The organism is Streptomyces sp. NPDC002793, assembly GCF_040295485.1.
Classification (GTDB): Bacteria; Actinomycetota; Actinomycetes; order Streptomycetales; family Streptomycetaceae; genus Streptomyces.
In genome coordinates this window covers 72,013-92,002 of record NZ_JBEOVL010000021.1, presented here as the reverse complement: position 1 = coordinate 92,002, position 19,990 = coordinate 72,013, and the positions used below count along the sequence as shown (strand labels likewise).

General features: G+C 70.5%; 19 protein-coding genes and 1 pseudogene. 10 read left to right on the top strand and 10 right to left on the bottom strand.

Annotated features, from left to right (window positions below; translation table 11 throughout):
* Nucleotides 1-58: 58 nt before the first annotated feature.
* From ABT001_RS21460 to ABT001_RS21450, 3 genes are all read right to left on the bottom strand, one after another.
* On the bottom strand, nt 59-700 hold the full coding sequence (locus tag ABT001_RS21460; RefSeq protein WP_351279776.1) for a PadR family transcriptional regulator: 642 nt from the start codon (nt 698-700) through the stop codon (nt 59-61).
* Nucleotides 701-798: 98 nt separating this feature from the next.
* Nucleotides 799-2,256, bottom strand: coding sequence for an aldehyde dehydrogenase family protein (locus tag ABT001_RS21455; RefSeq protein ID WP_351279773.1), 1,458 nt, complete (start codon nt 2,254-2,256; stop codon nt 799-801).
* Between the two features lie 54 nt (nt 2,257-2,310).
* Complete coding sequence (locus ABT001_RS21450) at nt 2,311-3,174, bottom strand: Sco1979 family transcriptional regulator (protein ID WP_351279771.1); 864 nt, start codon at nt 3,172-3,174, stop codon at nt 2,311-2,313.
* A gap of 360 nt (nt 3,175-3,534) precedes the next feature.
* Between ABT001_RS21450 and ABT001_RS21445 the strand changes: the two genes are divergently transcribed.
* Nucleotides 3,535-4,077: an ATP-binding protein gene (locus ABT001_RS21445; protein WP_351279768.1), complete on the top strand. Its 543-nt coding sequence runs from the start codon at nt 3,535-3,537 to the stop codon at nt 4,075-4,077.
* Nucleotides 4,078-4,097: 20 nt separating this feature from the next.
* Here the strand turns inward: ABT001_RS21445 and ABT001_RS21440 are convergent, their stop codons facing one another.
* A complete protein-coding gene (locus ABT001_RS21440) occupies nt 4,098-4,340 on the bottom strand; it encodes a DUF397 domain-containing protein (protein ID WP_033296523.1) in 243 nt (80 codons plus the stop codon).
* Between the two features lie 276 nt (nt 4,341-4,616).
* On the opposite strand from ABT001_RS21440, the gene ABT001_RS21435 reads away from it, so the two are divergent.
* Nucleotides 4,617-5,102, top strand: coding sequence for a hypothetical protein (locus ABT001_RS21435; RefSeq protein WP_351279765.1), 486 nt, complete (start codon nt 4,617-4,619; stop codon nt 5,100-5,102).
* Nucleotides 5,103-5,116: 14 nt separating this feature from the next.
* On the opposite strand, the gene ABT001_RS21430 is transcribed toward ABT001_RS21435, so the two are convergent.
* From ABT001_RS21430 to ABT001_RS21420, 3 genes are read right to left on the bottom strand one after another with little or no spacing between them, the layout of a single operon-like run.
* Nucleotides 5,117-7,198: an FUSC family protein gene (locus ABT001_RS21430; protein ID WP_351279763.1), complete on the bottom strand. Its 2,082-nt coding sequence runs from the start codon at nt 7,196-7,198 to the stop codon at nt 5,117-5,119.
* 54 nt (nt 7,199-7,252) lie between these two features.
* Complete coding sequence (locus ABT001_RS21425) at nt 7,253-8,425, bottom strand: DUF2786 domain-containing protein (protein ID WP_351279761.1); 1,173 nt, start codon at nt 8,423-8,425, stop codon at nt 7,253-7,255.
* 24 nt (nt 8,426-8,449) lie between these two features.
* Nucleotides 8,450-9,379: an NADP-dependent oxidoreductase gene (locus tag ABT001_RS21420; RefSeq protein WP_351279758.1), complete on the bottom strand. Its 930-nt coding sequence runs from the start codon at nt 9,377-9,379 to the stop codon at nt 8,450-8,452.
* A gap of 131 nt (nt 9,380-9,510) precedes the next feature.
* On the opposite strand from ABT001_RS21420, the gene ABT001_RS21415 reads away from it, so the two are divergent.
* From ABT001_RS21415 to ABT001_RS21405, 3 genes are read left to right on the top strand one after another with little or no spacing between them, the layout of a single operon-like run.
* Entirely contained in the window at nt 9,511-11,217 is a 1,707-nt protein-coding gene (locus tag ABT001_RS21415) for a bifunctional 3'-5' exonuclease/DNA polymerase (protein WP_351279755.1), read from the top strand.
* 30 nt (nt 11,218-11,247) lie between these two features.
* On the top strand, nt 11,248-12,303 hold the full coding sequence (locus tag ABT001_RS21410; RefSeq protein WP_351279753.1) for a DUF2804 domain-containing protein: 1,056 nt from the start codon (nt 11,248-11,250) through the stop codon (nt 12,301-12,303).
* A 37-nt stretch (nt 12,304-12,340) separates the two neighbouring features.
* On the top strand, nt 12,341-13,021 hold the full coding sequence (locus ABT001_RS21405; protein WP_351279750.1) for a phosphotransferase: 681 nt from the start codon (nt 12,341-12,343) through the stop codon (nt 13,019-13,021).
* 43 nt (nt 13,022-13,064) lie between these two features.
* Here ABT001_RS21405 and ABT001_RS21400 read toward each other — a convergent pair whose 3' ends face one another.
* Nucleotides 13,065-14,267 (bottom strand): aromatic acid exporter family protein, encoded by a 1,203-nt coding sequence (locus ABT001_RS21400; RefSeq protein WP_351279747.1) that lies wholly within the window; start codon nt 14,265-14,267, stop codon nt 13,065-13,067.
* Between the two features lie 212 nt (nt 14,268-14,479).
* The gene (locus ABT001_RS21395; protein ID WP_351279744.1) at nt 14,480-14,689 is read right to left on the bottom strand and encodes a hypothetical protein; all 210 of its coding nucleotides are present in this window, start codon (nt 14,687-14,689) and stop codon (nt 14,480-14,482) included.
* A 264-nt stretch (nt 14,690-14,953) separates the two neighbouring features.
* Here ABT001_RS21395 and ABT001_RS21390 point away from each other — a divergent pair, with 264 nt between their 5' ends.
* From ABT001_RS21390 to ABT001_RS21380, 3 genes and pseudogenes are all read left to right on the top strand, one after another.
* Entirely contained in the window at nt 14,954-15,187 is a 234-nt protein-coding gene (locus ABT001_RS21390) for a hypothetical protein (RefSeq protein ID WP_502967497.1), read from the top strand.
* A pseudogene (locus tag ABT001_RS21385) lies at nt 15,178-16,221 on the top strand (ABC transporter ATP-binding protein); the annotation flags it as partial. The gene ABT001_RS21390 and the pseudogene ABT001_RS21385, both read left to right, overlap by 10 nt.
* An 845-nt stretch (nt 16,222-17,066) precedes the next feature.
* Nucleotides 17,067-17,219: a hypothetical protein gene (locus tag ABT001_RS21380; protein ID WP_162473210.1), complete on the top strand. Its 153-nt coding sequence runs from the start codon at nt 17,067-17,069 to the stop codon at nt 17,217-17,219.
* A gap of 113 nt (nt 17,220-17,332) precedes the next feature.
* Here the strand turns inward: ABT001_RS21380 and ABT001_RS21375 are convergent, their stop codons facing one another.
* On the bottom strand, nt 17,333-17,806 hold the full coding sequence (locus tag ABT001_RS21375; protein WP_003949705.1) for a MarR family winged helix-turn-helix transcriptional regulator: 474 nt from the start codon (nt 17,804-17,806) through the stop codon (nt 17,333-17,335).
* A gap of 73 nt (nt 17,807-17,879) precedes the next feature.
* Here ABT001_RS21375 and ABT001_RS21370 point away from each other — a divergent pair, with 73 nt between their 5' ends.
* Together ABT001_RS21370 and ABT001_RS21365 are read left to right on the top strand one after the other, a co-directional pair.
* Nucleotides 17,880-18,254, top strand: a complete 375-nt coding sequence (locus tag ABT001_RS21370; protein ID WP_003949704.1) for a cupin domain-containing protein — start codon at nt 17,880-17,882, stop codon at nt 18,252-18,254.
* A 236-nt stretch (nt 18,255-18,490) separates the two neighbouring features.
* Nucleotides 18,491-19,683 (top strand): IS3 family transposase gene (locus ABT001_RS21365; protein ID WP_370443953.1). Its coding sequence is split into 2 segments (ribosomal slippage): nt 18,491-18,755 and nt 18,755-19,683, totalling 1,194 coding nucleotides; the frame shifts between segments, so codons are not numbered across the junction.
* The last annotated feature ends 307 nt before the right edge of the window (nt 19,684-19,990 follow it).

Below are 19,990 nucleotides of genomic sequence, written 5' to 3'. Positions count from 1 at the left end.
CGCGCCGGCGGCCGAACCCCGGGGAGAGGACTGCGAGCGCGCGCTCCGTCCCCTGTGATCAGGGGGAATCCTCGGGGTCGGGGATCCCGGTGGCGTGCGGATTCTCCTGCCCTTCGGCGAGCACTCCGACGAAGGGGGCGCCCTCACCCGCGAAGGTGTACGCCCCCGCCTCGATGCGCTCGATCAGGCCTCGGGTCCACTCGGCACCCGCGTCCGCCGTATGCACCCACATGTTCATGATCTCGCCGATGTGGCCGATCGACTCGGGACCGTCCTCCGGCGTCCAGCGCTCCGTGACCGCGGCGCGCCAGCCCTCGATGGAGGCGACGCGTTGCCGCAGGAGTCCCAGCACCTCGGCCCGCTCCAGGTCGACGATGAAGCCGACGCCGGCCGAGAGCACGTCCATGCTCTGGTCGTACGAGGTCAGCGAGGCCCGCAGCAGGGTGAAGAACTCCCGGGTGCCGGCACCGGTGATCTCGTACTCGGTGCGGGGCGGGCCGCCGGCCGTGGACGGGGCGACATCATGGGCGATCAGCAGTCCCTGCTTCGCCATCTGCTTGAGCGCGTGGTAGATCGATCCGGGCTTGGCGTTGGACCACTCGTGCGCGCCCCAGTACTCCAGGTCGTTGCGCACCTGATAGCCGTGCGCCCGGCCGTGCTGACGCACGGCACCGAGGACCAGGAGACGGATCGCCGACATTCCAACCACCCCATGTGCGCGACTTCGACCAGGGTAGCCCGCCTCCCCCGGCGAGGACGGAACAGCGGCCGCAGACCGGAAGGGAGCCGGAGTGGGAGTCAGAAGGGGAAGACCGTTCGCCCGTGCTGCACCGAGATCCACTTCCGCGTGGTGAACGCCTCGACGGCGGCCTCGCCGTTCAGCCGCCCCATGCCGGACCTCTTCTCGCCTCCGAACGCGACCGCCGGATCGTCCTGCACGGTGGCGCCGTTGACGTGGAACATGCCGCCCCTGATGCGCCGGGCGAAGCGCACGCCCCGCTCACCGTCCGCCGTGTGGACGGCGCCGCTCAGCCCGTAAGGACTGTCGTTGACCAGGCGCACGGCGTCGTCCTCCCCGTCGAACGGCACGAGCAACGCGACGGGGCCGAAGATCTCCTGCTCCAGGAGCGGTGACCCCTCGGGCAGCCCGGTCAGCACGGTCGGCTCCACGAGGTTGCCGCGCGTGCGGCCCCGCACGAGCGCGGTGGCGCCGGACTCGATCGCCCCGTCGACCAGCGCGGTGAGCGCCTCTGCCTGGAACGCGCTGATGACCGGGCCTATCCGGGTGTCAGGGTCGCGCGGGTCGCCCGCCGGGAGCGCGGACACCGCTGCCGTGAACCGCTCGGTGAACTCCCTCTCCACCGACCGGTCCACCAGGATGCGGTTGGCGGCCATGCTGACCTGCCCCTGGAACAGGAAGCGGCTGTAGACGGCCGCCCGGACCGCGTGGCCGAGGTCGGCGTCCTCCAGCACGACCAGGGCGCTGTTGCCGCTCAGTTCGAGGATCGTCTTCTTGAGCTGCCCGGCGGCGACGGCCGCGACATGGCGGCCGACCCGGTCCGACCCGGTGAAGGAGATCACCTTGGGCACGGGGTGCTGGATGAAGGAGTCGCCGATCTCGGCACTGTCGGTGATCAGGACGTTGAGAAGCCCGGCGGGCAGGCCCGCGTCCTCGAAGATCCGGGCCACCAGCCCACCACCGGCGACCGGGGCGTTCTGATGGGGTTTCACCACGACGGCGTTGCCCAGCGCGAGCGCGGGCGCGACGGTCTTCACCGTCACCAGGAAGGGGAAGTTGAAGGCGCTGATCACGCCCACGACCCCGACGGGCATCCGGTACACCCGGTTCTCCTTGCCCTCGGCGACGGAGGGCAGCAGCCGCGCCACCGGGCGGATCGCCTGCCCGGCCGCTTCACGCAGGAACTCCTGCGCGGCGCGCACCTCGTATTCCGCCTTCGCCCGGGTGCCGCCGAGTTCATCGATGATCAGCTCGATGATTTCGCCGCTGCGTTCCCCGACGAGCCGCACAGCGTTCTCCAGAACGGTCCGACGCGCATAAGGGCTGACCGTCGCCCATTCCCGCTGCGCGCGTTCGGCAGCCCTGTAGGCGAGGTCGACTTCCGCCGCGGTGGCCACGGTCACGGAACAGAGCTTTTCGCCGTTGTAGGGATTGATATCGATGATGTCCCACGCACCGTTGCCGGTCAGCCACTCGCCGTCGATGTACTGGCGGGCCAGTTCACTGGGGAAGGACATGCAATCCCTTACTGCAGGCGCAGACTCCTGTTGGTTGGTCATCGTACTGGCGAATCACGTCATTTGAAGGAGTCCCCGGAGAAGATCCCGGCTCTCCTCGGGCCCCGGACTGTCCTTGTGGAGCCGGTCCATGGCCTTTTCGTACTGGGCGACTTCCTCCGCCTTGTCCAGATAGAGCGCACTTGTCAGCTGCTCCAGATAGACGATGTCCGACAGATCGGATTCCGGGAAGCGCAGCATCGTGAATGCCCCGCTCTCGCCGGCATGACCGCCGAAACTGAAGGGCATGACCTGAAGCGTGATGTTCGGCTGCTCCGACATATCGATCAGATGCCGCAATTGGGCACGCATCACCTCGCGCCCGCCGTACGGACGGCGCAGGGCCGCCTCGTCGAGCACGGCGTGGAAGCGGGGCGCGCTCTCGGAGACGAGCGCCTTCTGACGCGCCAGACGCAGGGCGACCCTGCGGTCGATCTCGGCCGCCGGCGCACCGGGCATGCCTCGCACGACGACGGCATGGGCGTACGCCTCGGTCTGCAACAGGCCGTGGACGAACTGGACTTCGTAGATCCGGATGAGCGAGGCCGCTCCCTCCAGACCGATATACGTCTGGAACCAGCCGGGTAGCACGTCTCCGTAACTGTGCCACCAGCCCGCCACATTGGCCTCACGCGCCAGGCCCAGGAGCGAATCGCGCTCCGCCTCGTCCGTGACTCCGTACAGCGTGAGCAGGTCCTCGACGTCCCTGGCCTTGAAGCTCACCCGTCCCAACTCCATGCGGCTGATCTTCGATTCGGAGGCGCGGATGGAGTAGCCGGCCGCCTCACGGGTAATGCCGCGCGACTCACGCAGACGCCTGAGCTGTGAGCCCAGCAGGATGCGCCGCACCACAGAACCACTCGACTCGCCTGCCGACACTGGCTTCCCAACCCTCCCCGTCGCTTCCCGTACTCCGGGGTTCCCCCGAACCCCGGAGGCGGATTCTGCCATCAAAACGCTTCAGCCCGTACTCATTCGATTACAGAGACGGAAAGACTTTCGGAAAGCTTCAGAACTGTGAAGCGGAAGAAATGAGTCCGAACCGGCACGTTATCGGGCGCATCGCGCGCGTGCACGTGCATCTGCCCTTGCATCTGCCCTGCGCATTGGGAACCATGGTCCTCGCGCACCTGCGTGCTCGTTCGTGTTGTGCCGCTGTACCCGCAGTGCCCGCCAGAAGCAGTGCCGCTACAGCCGCGAATCCCGGGAGTGCCTCGTATGGGGACGAATGGATCGACGATGCTCGAGCCGTTACGGCAGGGGCTTCCCCCCATCGACCTCTCGGCGATCGCCGGTTCGGCCTACTGCACCCTGCCGGCCCGGTACGAAGCGGTGGGCGGGGCACGTCGATTCACCCGTACGACGCTGAACTCCTGGGACCTGGACGAACGCTTCGACGATGTCGCCCTGGTCGTGTCCGAGCTGGTCACCAACGCGCTGCGGCACGCCCTCCCGGCCGACGCCGCGCGGGAGCTCCAGGACCGCTGCGTACGGCTGCACCTGATGCGATGGACCTCACGCCTGGTGTGCGCGGTGCGCGACCCCAGCGAGAAGGGGCCCGTCGCGGGTCAGGCGCCGGATTCGGCGGAGTCCGGCCGGGGTCTCTTCCTCGTGGAGTCGTTCAGCGACAGCTGGGGCTGGCACCCCTCCCCCGTACCGGCCGGTTCCACGCCGCCCGACGGGGGCCTCGGCAAGGTGGTCTGGGCGCTGTTCCGGCTTACGGAGCACGCGGCGCCGGAGCGCCCCGTCGCCGTCGACACCTTCCCTGACCGCCTGCGGTAGGGCGCGGGGCCGCCGCGCCCTCAGCCGCCTGCGGCCAGGTGGTCGAACTCCCCGTCCTTGACGCCCAGCAGCAGTGCCTCGATCTCCGCCGGCGTATAGACCAGCGCGGGCCCGTCGGGGTGGCGCGAGTTCCTCATCGCCACATTCCCGCCGGGCAGTTTCGCGAACTCCACGCATGAACCCTGGGAGTTGCTGTGTCTGCTCTTCTGCCAGACGACCCCGCGAAGCTCTGTGGCCGCCATGCCGTTGTACACGTGGTGCACAGGACGCTCCCCGAGTTGCAAGGTGCAAATGTCAACTAGCTCGGATCATAGCTGTGTTCATATGCCAATGCATGAGCAGATGCACGTGCACGCCGGGTGCGCACGCGATTACAGGTTTACGCCGATCCAACCACCCATCCGTTCACCCTTCCTCCCCCTCTATGAGGAACAGACGAACGGAACACCAATGTGGCTCCCACTACCCCGAGTTGTTCCGTTCACCCCTGGTAGCTTGGCGCGGTCTTCCGGCCGTGAATCCACTAGGGGGAACTTCATATGGACAGGCTTCCGCGCTCCTCTGCTCTTGTCGCAGCCACTCTCTTCGCCTCGCTCGCGCTGACCGCCTGCGGCGGTGACGAACCTGCCGCGGAGAAGGCCGGGGGCGCCGGACCGGAGACCGCGCGGAGCACCCCGCCCGCAGCCGGAGGCGAGGGCGGCGAGTCCGGGGGCGCGGCCGCGAAGGCGCTCGAAGGCACCTGGACGGGCACGTCCGGCGACGTACCCGTCGTCCTCTCGGTCACGTCGGGCAAGGTGGCCCTCGCCGCGGGCCAGCACATCTGTCAGGGGGAGGTGAAGGGGACGGGCAGGGCGACGCTCGCGCTGAAGTGCCTGGACGGGAACACCGACCGCACCACGGGAACCGTCGAGTCCAACGACGGCGACACCCTGGTCATCGCCTGGAACGCCGGGGCCGAAGACTCCCTGGCCAGGACCGATGCCTCCACGCTGCCGACGGGACCGCCCGAGGTCCCCGCCCTCTGACACCAGGCCCCGCCCTACGCCCGCCCGCTGCTGATCTCCAGGGCCCGCGAGAAGTCCTCCAGGGCGTGGAGCAGCAGCGTGGCCCCGTTGCGGACGAAGGGGTCGGGCGGGGGTCCGGGGGCGGCGTCCCGGCGCGCCAGCGCCTCCTTCACCGGCCGCCAGTCCGGGACCCGGCGTTCGCGCACCGCCTTGGCGCCCTCCTCGGTGGCACGGCGCAGGGCATCGGCCAGCCCGGCGGCCTCGGGCAGGGGGGTGGCGGACGCGGCGGGCAGGTGGGCCTCCATGAGCATCGCGACCCGGCCGAACTGGGCGAGCGCGGCGTGGGCGTCCGCCGCGGAGGTCCGGGAGATGCCCCGGTGGCGCACGGGCTCGTGCTGGGCCGTCTCCAGCGCCTCCTGCCAGGCGACGCGGGCCTCCCGTGTGGTGAGCAGAGCGGCGCGCACGTCCTCCAGGCTCCTGGACGCGGGGTCGGCGTATCTGTCGAGGACCGTGGCCGCGTAACGCCCGTCGGTGACGACCCAGTTGGCCAGCCGGTCGCGCAGCCGCGGGGTCTCCCAGGCCGGGTAGACGGCGTACGCCACCATCGCGAGGATCCCGCCGATGAGGGTCAGCACCACCCGTTCGGGAACGGTCTGCGACCAGTCGTCGCCCGCCATGCCGAGCAGGAAGACGACGTAGGCGGACACGCAGACCTGACCGACCGCGTATCCGGTGCGCATCAGCAGGTACATCAGCGCGGCGCTGACGACGGCGAGCACGGCGGAGAGCTCCGCGTTCGGGTGGGCGGTCTGCACGATGCCGGTGGCCACGGCGACGCCGAGCACGGTGCCCAGGAAGCGGGCCACGGACCGCGAGTACGTCTGGGTGAACTCCGGGCGCATCACCATCACCGCGGTCATCGGCGCCCAGTAGCCGTGGCCGAACGGCAGCACCGCCCCCAGGAGGTAACCCGCCGCGGCCACCGCCGACACCCGGACCGCGTGCCGCAGGATCGTCGACCCCCGGCGCAGTTCACGGCGCATGGAGCCGTGGACGACGGGGACCAGCTTCAGCAGTGTGGGTCTGCGGCGGTGCGGGACGAGCGGTTCGCCGGGCGTCCGGTCGTCCGTGCCCGTTCCCTCGGCGATCTCGATGACATCGGCGAGCAGCGAGGCGAGCCGTTCGGCGGCTCGGCGGGGCGGGCCGGTGAGGATGACCTCGGTGTCGGGGGACTTCAGCACGGACAGCGCCGTCTCGTCCAGCCTCACGGGGTCCCCCTGGCGCACCGCCCGGGCCGCCGAGTCCAGCAGGGAGCCGGCGGCGCCGAGGATCTCCCGCGCCCAGTAGCGCTCGGGGCCCTCGGCCGGGACTCCCAGCGCGGGATCGGCCAACGAGGCGAGCACCGGCCGCAGCCGCTCGGCGACCCCGCGCGCACCGTGCAGGTCGGCGGGGCGGCGGCGGGCCTGGCGGGGGGTGACGGCGGCGGCGTTGCGCGCGGTCATCAGCGGTACGGGGTCGAAGGGTGCGACCGGGTCGTGCCGCAGCCGGCGGGCGTAGTCGGCCTCGCCCGCCAGGGCGTCGGCGAGCGCGTCGCGCTGGGCACCCCATCGGCGGACCGGGAACAGCACGATCAGCGCGGCCTGCACGAGCCCGCCGAACGCCATCATCGCGGCGTGGGCGGCGGCGTCGGCGACGGAGGTGGGCAGGGTGATCGTGACCAGCATGATCGCCACGTTGGAGCCCGCGATGATCCCGCCCGTCGGGCCGGCCGCCCAGGCCATCCCCGCGGTGAACGTCCAGAGGATGAGCAGGGCCAGGAACAGCAGGGTGTGGGACACGGTGACGTAGCCGACGAAGGTCGACACGGCCAGGCTGGCCCCGGAGACCAGGGCGAGCACGGGCCGGGGGCGCCAGCTGCGCTGGAAGGTCGCGATGGCCGCCTGGAACGCGCCGAACGCGGAGCCGGCGGCGATCACCGGCCCGAAGAGCGCCAGGCTCACCCCCACGACGAGGGCGAGACCCGCGGCGCCGCGGATCGCGATGAGCGGTTCGAGGCGCCGCCGCTCGATCGTCAGCCCCGAGCGGGCGGTCTCCTTCAGCGCCCGGAGCCAGCTCATGGACCGAGCGTAACCGGATTCACCGACAAGCCCGACTTATGACGCCCAGCCGACCTAACGGCGGATTTCGGGCCCGCTTCCGCCCATTCTGGCCCGGTTCGCCGCAGCCGTGCCGTGGGTCCAGCCCTCCGCGTCCGTCGCCCCGCGCAGCCGGGTCGTGGTGGTCTTCGGGAACATCCGGTCGGCGGTGCCGGTGACGGCGACGTCCCTGGCCGCCAGGACCGGCAGCAGCGCCCCGGTGTCGCCGCTGCCTCCGGGGCCGGACTCCGAACCCGCCTCGGCGGTGATCCGCGCGGTGTCCGCCGCGAGACGGCTGCCGAGCCGCTGGGCGTACGCCATCAGGAAGGACTGCCGGAAGGTCTTGGTCCGCTTACGCCCGCCGGCCCGTTGTCCGGCCTCGGCCTTCGTCATCGCGGTGGTGCCCTGCACCAGCAGGGAGGTGAACAGGAGCTCCACCGCCTCCAGGTCCGGCTCGAAACCCACGACCGTGGTGAAGCCGAGATCGCTGTTCCACACGGCACGGCAGCGGTTCGCCGAGGCGACGGAGTCGAGCAGGACGGCCTTCGCGCTCTCGTAGGGGGCGTCGACCCCGATCCGGACCGCCCCGGGCTCGTCGGCACTGTGTGTACGGGCGGCGAGGAGCGCCTCGTCGATGCTGTGCCGGGCCATCAGCTCCTGCGCCTTGGTGGTGAGCGCCTCGGCCTCCTCGGGGAATCCCGTCGCCTCGGCCTTGGCCAGCAGCGCCCGGATCCTGGTGAGCATGCGGGGTTCGCCCGGGGCCGGCGGCCGGGACGGGGCGTCGGCGACGGTGCCGGGGGGCGGCCCGACCGGCTCGATGACCGGGAGTCGCAGCAGCAGCCGGTACAGCTCCAGGAGCGCCGAGGCGTACGTGAAGCGGTCCGGCCTGTTGCGCGCCGCCGCGGCGGGCAGGGCGTCGAGCTGGTCCGCCCAGCGCGCCGGCAGCTGCCCGTACCGTGCCGTCTCCGTCGTGATCAGCGCCGCGGCGAGCGAGGCACCGGTGTCGTCCAGCTCACGCCGGACGGTCCGTACGACATCGGCGGGCTGCCAGCCCCGTGTCCAGGCCCGCCGGACGAACTCCTCGCCCCGGAGGTGCAGCTCCTCGTCGGCGGACGGGTCCGCGGCGAGGAGGGACGCGCCGGTGTCCAGGCCCGCGTCGTCGTCCGCGTACAGGGCCGCGGCGCACGCCCGGTCGATCACCGATTCCATCAGGCCAGGGTAACGACCTGGCGTTCAGCGCTCCCCGGGGAGCAGGACGAGCTTGCCGCGCACGTGGCCGGCCTCGCTCAGCTCCTGGGCCCGCGCAGCGTCACGCAGGGCGAAGGTACGTTCGACACGAATGCGCAGGCCGCCCACCGCCGCCGCCTCCGCGTACTCCGCGAGCCGCCTGCCCTCGTCCGGGTGGCTCCCACCGCCCGCCGAGAAGGCCACCCCGTACCGGGCGGCGTCCGGGTCGGCGATGGTGACGATGCGGTCGGAGGTGCCGCCGCGCAGCTCCACCGAATCCGCCAGCGCGCCCTTGCCCGCCGCGTCGAACACCGCGTCCACGCCCTGCGGTGCGGCCTCCCTCACGCGGTCCACCTGTCCGTCCCCGTACGCCACCGGGACCGCGCCGAGCACACGCAGATAGTCGTGGTTGGCCGGTGAGGAGGTTCCGACGACGGTGGCGCCCCTGGCCGCGGCCAGCTGGACGGCGGCGGACCCGACGGCGCCGGACGCCCCGTGCACCAGCAGGGTCTCGCCCGCGGCCACCGCGAGCTCGTCGAGCACCCGAGCGGCGGTCAGGGTCGCGACGGGCAGCGCGGCGGCCTCCGCCCAGCCCAGCCCCTCCGGCTTGGGCGCCACCGCTCCCACGTCGGCCAGGACGTACGCCGCGTACGCTCCGGTCGAGCTCCGGCCGAGGACCTCGTCACCGGAGGCGAACTCCGTGACCCCCTCGCCGGTCCCGGCCACGACCCCGGCGAACTCGCTGCCGGGTGTGGCGGGCAGCGGGGTGGGGAACGCCGCCTCCATCCAGCCGTTGCGGATCTTGTGATCGACCGGATTGACCCCGGCGGCCCTGACCTCCACCCGGATCTGCCCGGGGCCCGGGTGGACGTCCTCGACCTCGGCCGGGCGCAGGACCTCGGGTCCGCCGAACTCCTCGTACACGATCGCTTCCATCACCGTCTCCTCCGCCGCCTGCCTCGGTCCCGGTACGCGCCACGCGCACCGCACTCCGATCCTCGCGCCGGCCGGACACGCCCGCCCGGCGAGCGCGGCCCGCTGTCAGTCCCGGGTGGAAGACTCGGCCCATGACCGAACGTTGGGCTCTGGCCATCGCGGAAGGCAGCGGCGCACTCCTCGTGCCGCTGACGGGCGACGGCCTGCCCGCCGGTCCCGTCCTGTCCGAGCCCGACCTCGTCGAGTCCGTCCGCGCCCGCCCCGAGGTGGTCCGCTGGGTCTGGCGTTCGACCGCCGCGATCTATCCCCGGCTGCTCGCGGCGGGCGTGCGGGTCGAGCGGTGCTACGACATCGAATGCGCCGAGCTGCTGCTGCTCGGCCACGAAGGGCGGCTCGGGGAGCCGCGCTCAGCCGCGGCGGCCTGGGCCCGGCTGCGCCGTGCGCCCGTGCCACCCGACCCGCCTCCGCGCTCGGCCGAACCCGGCTCCCAGTCCTCCCTCTTCGAGCCGCTCTCCGGCACCGACCTGCCGTTCGAGGCACTGCTCCAGGTCTACGCGGAACAGCTGCGCCGCCACGAGGCCACGGAGCACCCCGAAAGGATGCGACTGCTCACGGCCGCCGAGTCCGCGGGCATGCTGGTCGCCGCCGAGATGAACAGATCCGGGCTCCCCTGGCGCGCCGACGTGCACCGCGACGTGCTGGACGACCTGCTCGGCGAGCGCTACGCGGGCGGCGGCGAGCCCCGCAGACTGGCCGAGGCGGCGGAGCAGGTGTCTGCGGCGTTCGGCAGACGGGTCCGGCCCGATCTGCCGGCCGATGTCCTGAAGGCGTTCGCGCAGGCGGGAATCAAGGTGAAGTCGACCCGGCGGTGGGAGTTGGAGGAGCTCGACCACCCGGCGGTCGAGCCGCTGATCCGCTACAAGAAGCTGTACCGCGTCTGGACGGCACACGGCTGGAGCTGGCTCCAGGACTGGGTGCGCGAAGGCCGCTTCCGCCCCGAGTACCAGCCGGGAGGCACGGTCAGCGGACGCTGGACGACCAACGGCGGCGGGGCGCTGCAGATCCCCAAGGTGATACGCCAGGCGGTCGTCGCCGACGAGGGCTGGCGGCTGGTCGTGGCCGACGCCGACCAGATGGAACCCCGTGTGCTGGCCGCGATCTCCCGCGACCGGGGCCTGATGGAGGTGGCCGGGCACGAGGGCGATCTCTACAAGGCGCTGTCCGACCGGGCGTTCCACGGCGACCGTGAGCACGCCAAGCTGGCACTGCTGGGCGCGATCTACGGGCAGACCTCGGGCGACGGCCTGAAGAACCTGGCAGCCCTGCGGCGGCGGTTCCCGCACGCCGTCGCCTACGTCGACGACGCGGCGAAGGCCGGCGAGGAGGGCCGTCTCGTCCGCACCTGGCTGGGCCGCACGAGCCCGCCGGCCGCCGGAGCGGGCGAGGACGGCGAGGCGGGCATCCCCCAGGAGAGCGAGGAGTCCCCGGCCGGGGAGAGCCCCGGCGGTTACGGCTACACGCCGGGCTACGCCTCGTCGAACGCCCGGGCGCGGGGCCGCTTCACCCGCAACTTCGTGGTCCAGGGCAGCGCCGCGGACTGGGCACTGCTGCTCCTGGCGGCGCTGCGCCGGACGCTCACCACAGGGGGCCTGCGGGCCGAGTTGGTGTTCTTCCAGCACGACGAGGTGATCGTGCACTGCCCTGCCGAGGAGGCACCCGCGGTGGTGGAGGCGATCCGCGAGGCCGGAGAGCTGGCCGGCCGGGTCGCGTTCGGGGAGACCCCGGTGCGGTTCCCGTTCAGCACGGCGGTCGTCGAGCGCTACTCGGACGCCAAGTAGCCCTCGGGCGCGCGGCTATAGGCTCCGGCCATGGCGACGCACGAGCACGAGATCACCGAGCCCGTCGACCTCTGTCTGCCCGACGGGAGCCTGAACCCGGCAGCGGTCGGCTGGTCCAGGAAGCCGCTGCACCGGGCCAATCTGCGAGGCTGGGGCAGGACGAAGCGGTGGGAGTACTGGTGCGTGACCACACCTACCCACCTGGTGGCCCTGACCGTGAGCGACCTCGACTTCCTGGCTCTGAACACCGTCTACGTGCTGGAGTTCGGCCCCGGCGGACGCGAGTTCGAGTGCTCCTCGATCGTCCCCGCCGGCCTGGGCGTCCGCCTCCCCGACACCGTCGCAGGGGCGCCGGGCTCCGAGGACGTGGTCGTCGGACCCGCCCGCCCGGCCGGGGGCAAGGTACGCATCGAGATCCGTGACGAGAACGCCGGAACGAGGCTGCGGGCCCGCTGTCTGACTCCGGAGCGGCTGCCGCTGGAGGTCGGCATCCTGGTCTCCCGACCGGAAGCACACGAGTCGCTCTCCGTGGTCGTGCCGTGGAGCGGACAGCGCTTCCAGTACACCTCCAAGCACACCGCACTCCCCGCCTCCGGCCGGCTACGCATCGGCGGCGAGATCCTGACGTTCGGCGGGGAGGACAGCGAGACCTGGGCTGTCCTGGACCACGGCCGCGGGCGCTGGCCGCATACGGCCGACTGGAACTGGGGCGCCGCGTCGGGCCGCACGGACGGGCACACGGTCGGCCTCCAGTTCGGCGGACGCTGGACCGAGGGCACCGGCTCCACCGAGAACGGCCTCTGCGTGGACGGCCGGCTCACCAAGATCGGCGAGGAGCTGGACTGGCGGTGGTCCGTCACCGACCCGATGGCCCCCTGGACGCTCCGTACGCCCTCGTCCGGCCAGGTGGACCTGACGTTCACCCCGTTCCACAACCGGGCCGTGCGCACGGACGCCGGGCTGATCGCCAACCGCACCGACCAGTGCTTCGGGCACTACGACGGCCGGATCCGTACCGACGACGGCGACGAGATCGCCGTGGAACACCTGCTGGGCTGGGCCGAGGATGTTCACATGCGCTGGTGACTCCCTGAGTGGAACCGGCGCGGGTAGGTTTTCCCCCATGCATATAGGCGCACTCCTGGGCTCGGGCCGCACCGCCGACGTGTACGCACTCGACGGCCCCTGGGTCCTGCGCCGCTACCGCCACGACATCGACACCACCGGTGAGCTGGCGGTGATGTCGTACCTCTCGGCCTCGGGCTTCCCGGTCCCACGCATCGGTCCACCGGCCGACGGCGCGCTTCCCACGGACCTGGTGATACAACGGCTGACCGGCCCGACACTGGCCGAGGCGCTGCTGGCGGGCACGGTCACCGAGGGCGAGGGGGCGGATCTGCTGGCGCTGCTCCTGCGGGAACTGCACGCGATCCCCCCACGGCTCTCCCAGGACCCCGAGGACCGGATCCTGCATCTGGACCTGCACCCGGAGAACGTGATCCTGGCACCCGAGGGCCCCCGGGTGATCGACTGGCTGACGGCCGGCGAGGGGCCGCCCGCGCTGGACCGGGCCATGACGTCACTGATCCTGGCTCAGGTGGCCCTCGCCCCGTCGCCCACCGCCGGCGCCCGGGTGCGGGGCCTGCTGGCGGCACTGCTCTCCGGATTCGCGGACGACGGCGGCGTGCCGGCCGACGCCCTCGCCCGCGCCACCGCCCTGCGCGCGGCGGACCCCCGGCTCACCGCGGACGAGACCGCGCCGCTGAACGAGGCGGCGGAGCTGGTCGCCTCGCTGACGGGCTGACGCGCCTCCGCCGCTCCTGGCAACCGTCACCGCTCCGCCGCGTTCAGGGACTCCGCTCCACGTCCCGCGCCACGTCGAGGAGGACCTGGCAGGTGTACCGGAACTCCTCCAGGAGGCGCGTCGCCTCGGTGACGAGGATGCCGTACGGGGCCGAGGGGTCGGCGAGGGACACGGACAGCCTACGAGTCTCCTCGACCACCTCGTCCCGGCGAGCCTCCGCTTCGTCGGTGAGTCTCTCCAGCCGTTTCGCCTGCGGGAGCAGCGTGGTCTCGTCCAGCGTCGTCAGCACCTCGGCGACCGCGCCGACGGACTCCAGGAACGCCGCGTAACGCCGCAGGAACGGCCGACGGGCCTCGTCCTCCTCGCGGGACCGGTCGAGACCGCGGGTGAGCGCGGCCACCTGGTAGAGCGTGCGCTCCAATGCACCGAGCACCGACTCGTAGCCCTGGAAGCCGGGGTGGCTCCGATAACGGCGCGACAGACGCCAGGGGTTGAGCTGGAGACTCTCCTTGGCTTCCGCCAGCCCCGACCTGGCCTGCCCGATCAGCCCTTCGGTGCGCGCCGCGCGGACCCGCCATCCTCCGGTGGTGTCCTGGTCGGGTACCCCTTCGGCCAGCACGGGATGCATGTCGGCGAGCAGGTCATGGAGGGTGCGGGCCAGGCTCCGGATGCCGTATTCGGCGCTGCGGTAGCGCAGCGGCGGGGCCACGAGCACGTTGACGGCCGTGCCGATCGCACAGCCGACGAGCACGAGCAGCACGATCTCCCCCAGCCGGAAGAACCGCTGGGAGTCCGCGGACGCCGAGGTGTACGTCGAGAAGGCGAAGAACGCGGCGGTGGCCACCTGCGGCCCCTGGACACCCAGCACGCGCCAGCGTCCGATCGCGAGCGCGATGAGGGCGACGAGCACGAAGGTCAGCAGGTCGGGCCCCGCGAGGAATCCGAGGGCGGCCTGCACCAGGACCCCCGCGACGACCGCGCCGACGTAGCGCAGGGACTGCACGACCGAGCGGTAGACGGTCACCTGCATGATCAGAACCGCCGAGAACGGGGCGAAGGCCGGCGAGCGTGCGTCGATGAGGTCGTAGGCGATCAGCCAGGCCAGGGCGGCGGCGAGGGTGCTCTTACCGATCACCAGCAGGGTGTCGCGCTCGTCCCCGTCGTAGGAGAGAGCGCGCCGCCACCACTGGGCCGCCGCGGCGAGCCGCTTCGCACCCGTCCGTTCGCTCGTCGTCCCACCGGCCATGAGTACCTGGATCCTCCCGCTCTGTTCGCATCATGCCGTCCACCGCTCCACCACGCACCGGTCGAGCTGCGGGCGGGCTCGGCGGGCGCGCCGAGGTGGGCGCCGTAGCCACCCCGGGCACAGGCCGTCAGGCGTACGGACGTGAGGACCGGTAAGCGTCCGGTGACATGTGCTGTTTCCCGTCTGTCCGGCCGGATGTGTTCTCCGCCCGGTCACCTGCGCTCACTCAAGTGCCCTGTGCGGCGCGGTTGAAGCAGACCAGGTAGAAATCCGGCCCGGCCGGCCACCGGGGGGTCGACCGCGAGGTGCTGGAAGTTGACCCTCCGGGCCGCCGTCTCGACGATCCGCCGCACCAGGCGGTCGCGTGGGACCTCGCCGTCCCTGACCGCCCGGTTGGATCCGGCCATTTCCCATCGGGTCACCCTCCCGGAAGAGAGACCTTTGTGGATTGGGACGCGCAGGTGGAAACGTTTTTCTGCCTTCCCGGGAACTCCGCCCGCTGCCTGGGCATCCGACCGGCTTTGCATTTCTCGGATTATCCGTCTTCCTTCGGCGCCCTTGCCACCGCGCCTGGTGATGCGGGTAGCTATGACATGCACCCGCTGCCTCGTTCCGGGCTTCCGACAGGCCCTGGGCAGGGCGGCTGCGGACCGGTCTCCGGTTCACAGCCGGCCAGGAAGCCGGGCGTGCAAACCTGCGGCCTGGACTCCACCTCCATCTGCTTCCTGGCCGACCGTTCACCGGCCCACGTGGTGGCGAGCACCTGGCCGGGACGCGATCCCGCCGACACCGACCTGTACTGGGCCCAACAAGCAGTCCGCTCCATGCCGGACGTCGATCACGTGGTGTGGGACGCCGACGCCTCCCCACTGGTCTACGACGAACTGCTCAGCATCGACGACCTGCTGGATCGCTGCTGAAGGGCATCCGGGCCGCCTCCGAGCGCATGCAGACCTCCATCGGCGCCATCGCAGCCGACCTGGAACGCGCGCTCGGCGCCCTGCCGATGGTCCGGGTACACCGCGCGGAGGACCGTGAAGCCGCCCGCATCGGCGAATGCGTCGAATCGGCGTACGGCGCCGGTGTACGGACTGCGAAACTCGCCTCCCTGATGAGCCCGGCCGTAGAGCTGGCCGTCCAGGGCTCCTTCCTGATCGTCCTCGTCATCGGCGGTCTGCGGGTGAGCACGGACGCCGACTCCCTCGGCGACCTGGTCGCCTTCCTGCTCTATGCCTCGTATCTGGCCCTGCCGCTGTCCTCGGTCTTCCGCGCGATCGGTCTCATCCAGCGAGGCATGGGGGCCTACCAGCGCATCGGGCAAGCACTGTCCCTACACGCTGAACCCGCAGGAACTCGCATGCCGGCCGTACGCCCGCGTACACGGGTACTCGCCCGGCCGGCCGCTCCACAGGACAAGCCCGCACTCGCCCTGCAGGACCTCACCTTCGGCTACGATCCGGGCCGGCCTGTGTTGCGCGGCATCTCCTTCACCGCCCCCCACAGGAGCCAGACAGCTCTGGTCGGCCGACCGGGCGCGGGCAAAAGCACCGTCTTCGCCCTGGTGGCCAGATTCTACGAACCAGATGGCGGTCTCCTGCTCTTCGACGGCCGGCCTGCCACCGAGCTGAGCCGTGAGGAGTGCCGGTCACGCATCGCGATCGTCGACCAGAACGCCCACGTCGTCCACGGCACGCTGCGCACCAACATCACCTACGCCCAACCCGACGCCTCCGAGGCCGAAATCCAGCGCGTAGTCGAACTCGCCCAGCTCACCGACGTCGCCAAACGCCTGCCCGGCGGCCTGGCAGGAATGCTCGGCGAACGAGGCGGCACCCTCTCCGGAGGCGAACGCCAAAGGGTCGCACTGGCCCGCGCCCTCCTGGCCCGGCCCAGCCTTCTCCTGCTGGACGAGCCGACCTCCCACCTGGATGCCGTCAACGAAACCGCGCTCACCGCCCCTGCGACCCGGCCGACAGGGGACGGGCCATAGCGTCACGCACCGGACCGCCCGCCCGCCCGCCCGGGAGGAAGCCGTCACACTCTCGACCCGCTACAGCACCCAGGTCTGCGGGCCTGGTGGCGCTCCCGGGTGCGGGTGACCAGCCATTTTTCGGTGCCGTGTCCGGATGAGGGCAGGGCCGGGTGCCCTTTCCCGCAGAGCGGTGGCCAAGGCTCCCTCCAGGGTTCTGGCGGGCCGCAGGAGCGTGTGGAAGGGCTGCGGCCCGGAGAATACGGTTCTCGCAGACCGTTCCCATGTGCCCGTCCTGTTCGAGAGCTCGGCGGTGAGCGCGGCAGACAAGGGCCAGGGGGGAGGCGTAGATGAAGGTGGTGGACCCAACGTCCACGATCACCCGGGCACCGGGGGTCTGTGTCACGGCGTCCACCCGTGCCCGCATTGCGGGTATCGCGGCGATGTCGATGTCACCGCAGACCAGGGGATGCCTGGCGGAGCCGCTGAGGTGGCGCATCGACAGGATGCAGGTAATGAAATGAAAAAGCCCCAGGTCACGGCGAGTGAGTCCTGGGGCAATTCCGAGCCGCCTTCGGGATTCGAACCCGAGACCTACGCATTACGAGACCAAGAGTGATCGTGTTGCGTACTGCCTCGTCATGCTGTCCGGTGACGTTTATGCTGATCAGAGCATGTGCAGCAGGCTGACCTGTGCCACCCCGTGATGCCCCGCCCAAAGGCGTCTGTCCACCGGCTGTCCACCGGCGGGGAAGCCGAAAGGGTCACCGAGGGCACTGCGCGGCCGCAAGCGCAGCCTCTGACGAGACCAGACGGGCACATATAGGCGCTTGTCCGACCTCGACAAAAGCGCCTTTGCCCCCGAGTTCCTGAGCTTTCCTGCCGAGCGACGCCTGCACAAGCCAGAAATGTCGGCGACCCATTGCCAACACCCGCCCACCGACCTCCCCGAGATCGTCCGGCTGCTCGGGCTGCCGCCGTAGATCGAGCAATGCTACGTACAGATCAAGGACGAACGCGGCTGGGCCGATATCCAGGTCCGCTCCGACCTGCAACCCTTCGCGTTTCAGGGTATGTGACGCCGCCCTGCGGCGTATTACCAAATGGGACGCCATGGAGGGATCGAGTCTCCTGCCAGGGTTCGGGTGATGGCCGCGAGCTCAGTTCGTGGAACCTGCAGACCGACCTCATGGAGTTGCTTGGTCAGTTGTGCTTCCAGTTCGTGCAGGATCCTTCCCGCTACGACCAGGTGCTCCAGCGCTTTCGCCGTCAGCACGACGAGCTTGCGTCGGCCACCGGCGGGGTGCGGTTGGCGCTCGACGTATCCCCGCTTCTCCAGGTCGTCGAGGATCTGGCCAGCGGCTTGCTTGGTGACCCCGAGTTGCTCGGCGAGTTCACTGCTCGTTGCGCCGGAGCCGCGGAGCACCTGAAAAACCAGACCGTGCATGGGGCGGAGTTCGGCGTAGCCGGCGGAGTCCAGGCGGCTCACGAACTCGGAGAGGACCAGTTGGAAGGCCATTCCGAGCAGGAAGGTGAGCTCGGTGCGCTCAAGAGGGTCGTTGGTCTCCATCGGTTCATCTTGACACACGCCTGTAAAGTAGCTTTACTCGCTGCAAGTAAAGAAGCTTTACACAGGAGGATCCATGTACGTGGTCAGCGAGAGCGAACAGCGGACGACCACCACGCCCGCCGGCGCGATGTTCGGCCTGGCAGGCCCGAGCCAAGGTAGTGCCGAGGTCAGCACTTGGCGGGTGGAACTCGGCGCGGATACATCCACCCCGGTGCACATCATCGACCGTGAGCAGGTGTGGATGCCCTTGTCGGGTGAGTTCGAGGTCGAGGTGGACGGCAAGACCGAACAGGTCAAGGCCGGCCAGGCACTCGTTCTTTCCGCCGGCGCGGTACGGCAGCTCAAGGCCGTCGGCGGCCCTGCTGAGGCGTTGGTCACCATGGTTGTCGGAGGTAAGGCCATGATGCCGGGCAGCGACAAGAAGATCCCGCTTCCCTGGGCGGAGTGACATCACTCCCTTGAGCAGCCCGACCAGGCCCCCCGATGGATCTGGTCGGGCTGTTCGCTGCTCCGGGCCTTGTCCCGCTGCCCCGGCGTGAGCGCGAAGCCGGAGACGTCAGACATCAACCGCAACTCCACCAAGGACAGTTATGGACCCCGAAGTCAGCAGCGTGAGCTGTACTGAGATTTGTGGAGTCCCTGATGCCAGGGTTACGGTCCTGGCGAAGGAGATCCACCAGCACCATGCCAGCACCCCGTAAGTACCCCGATGAACTTCGTGAGCGGGCGGTCCGCGAGGTCCGCGCCACCGGCCGCCCGATCGCGCATCTCGCGAAGGACCTCGGCATTCACAAGGAGGCCCTGCGCGGCTGGGTCCGCCAGGCAGAGGCCGACTATGGCGAACGCAACGACCGGCTGACCACAGCCGAGCACGACGAGCTCAAACAGCTCCGCAAAGAAGTAGCGGAGTTGCGGCGGGCCAACGAGATCCTCAAGGCCGCCTCGGTGTTTTTTGCCCAGGAGATCGACCGTCCCCGGACGAGGCCGAGCAGGTGATCGACCACCTGCGTGACAACGGTCTCGGGGCCGATCCCGTCTGCCGGGTGCTGGGCCTGTCGCCGTCGACGTACTTCGCCCGCAAGAAGCGGCCGAAGTCGGCCCGTCGGCTCCGCGACGAACAGCTCGTGCCGGTGATCGAGCAGGTCCACGCCGAGTCCGCCGGCACGTATGGGACCCGTCGGATCACCCGCGCCCTGCGGCGCAAGGGTGTTGAGGTGGCCCGCTGCACCGTCGAGCGGCTCATGGCCGAACACGGACTGGAGGGCGTGATCCGTGGCCGGCGGCGCCGCACCACGATCCCGGAGCCGTCGGCGCCCCGACCGCCGGACCTGGTGGACCGCAACTTCACCGCGGCGCGGCCCGATCAGCTGTGGGTGGCGGACGTGACATATGTCCGCACGTGGTCGGGCTGGGCATATGTGGCGTTCGTCCTGGACGTGTACTCACGGATGATCGTCGGCTGGCAGATCGCCGACCACATGCGGACCGAACTGCCTCTGGACGCCCTGGAGATGGCGCTCTGGCGCCGACGCATCAAGAAGGACTCCGGCCTCATTCACCACAGCGACAGGGGCTCGCAACATGTGTCGATTCGCTACACCGACCGACTCGCGGACATCGGCGCCTCCGCGTCGGTCGGTTCCGTCGCGGACTCGTACGACAATGCCATGGCCGAGGCACAGAACGGCACTTTCAAGGCCGAGCTGATCGAGATGCAGGGCCCCTGGAAGGACCCCGCCCAGGTCGAACGGGCGATCTTCCAGTGGATCACCTGGTACAACGAAGAACGCCTGCACTCCGCGCTCGACTACGTGCCACCCGCCGAGTACGAGCGCGGCTTCTGGCAGCGCCAGGAACGAGTCCCCCAATCCGCCTGAAACAAGATCACCGGACTCTACGAAACTCGGGGCAGCTCAGCCGACCGAGTCCGGAGTGATGCCGTATATCTCGCTTCGAGGCGAGCCCGGCGCACCGCACACAGGCAGTACGCCCGGCGCGGCCCGGTCGATCCGCGGCAAACCATAAGGGAGTTGCTGCGCCGGGGCGGTGAGCCGGCCGGCCTGCGCCGCCGCGCACGTACCGAACGATCCCGGCAGGTGTCCTGCTGGATGTGAACGCGGCCCGTACGCCGACCTGCTGTTGCTGTTCGCGCACGCCTCCACGCACGGTGGTGCGGAAGAGCGG

Bases quoted from the DNA above. Each gene is read 5' to 3' on its own strand.
- ABT001_RS21460 (WP_351279776.1), bottom strand. From the start codon at position 700: ATGTCGGCGATCCGTCTCCTGGTCCTCGGTGCCGTGCGTCAGCACGGC.
- ABT001_RS21455 (WP_351279773.1), bottom strand. From the start codon at position 2,256: ATGTCCTTCCCCAGTGAACTGGCCCGCCAGTACATCGACGGCGAGTGG.
- ABT001_RS21445 (WP_351279768.1), top strand. From the start codon at position 3,535: ATGCTCGAGCCGTTACGGCAGGGGCTTCCCCCCATCGACCTCTCGGCG.
- ABT001_RS21435 (WP_351279765.1), top strand. From the start codon at position 4,617: ATGGACAGGCTTCCGCGCTCCTCTGCTCTTGTCGCAGCCACTCTCTTC.
- ABT001_RS21430 (WP_351279763.1), bottom strand. From the start codon at position 7,198: ATGAGCTGGCTCCGGGCGCTGAAGGAGACCGCCCGCTCGGGGCTGACG.
- ABT001_RS21425 (WP_351279761.1), bottom strand. From the start codon at position 8,425: ATGGAATCGGTGATCGACCGGGCGTGCGCCGCGGCCCTGTACGCGGAC.
- ABT001_RS21420 (WP_351279758.1), bottom strand. From the start codon at position 9,379: ATGGAAGCGATCGTGTACGAGGAGTTCGGCGGACCCGAGGTCCTGCGC.
- ABT001_RS21415 (WP_351279755.1), top strand. From the start codon at position 9,511: ATGACCGAACGTTGGGCTCTGGCCATCGCGGAAGGCAGCGGCGCACTC.
- ABT001_RS21410 (WP_351279753.1), top strand. From the start codon at position 11,248: ATGGCGACGCACGAGCACGAGATCACCGAGCCCGTCGACCTCTGTCTG.
- ABT001_RS21405 (WP_351279750.1), top strand. From the start codon at position 12,341: ATGCATATAGGCGCACTCCTGGGCTCGGGCCGCACCGCCGACGTGTAC.
- ABT001_RS21400 (WP_351279747.1), bottom strand. From the start codon at position 14,267: ATGGCCGGTGGGACGACGAGCGAACGGACGGGTGCGAAGCGGCTCGCC.
- ABT001_RS21375 (WP_003949705.1), bottom strand. From the start codon at position 17,806: ATGGAGACCAACGACCCTCTTGAGCGCACCGAGCTCACCTTCCTGCTC.
- ABT001_RS21370 (WP_003949704.1), top strand. From the start codon at position 17,880: ATGTACGTGGTCAGCGAGAGCGAACAGCGGACGACCACCACGCCCGCC.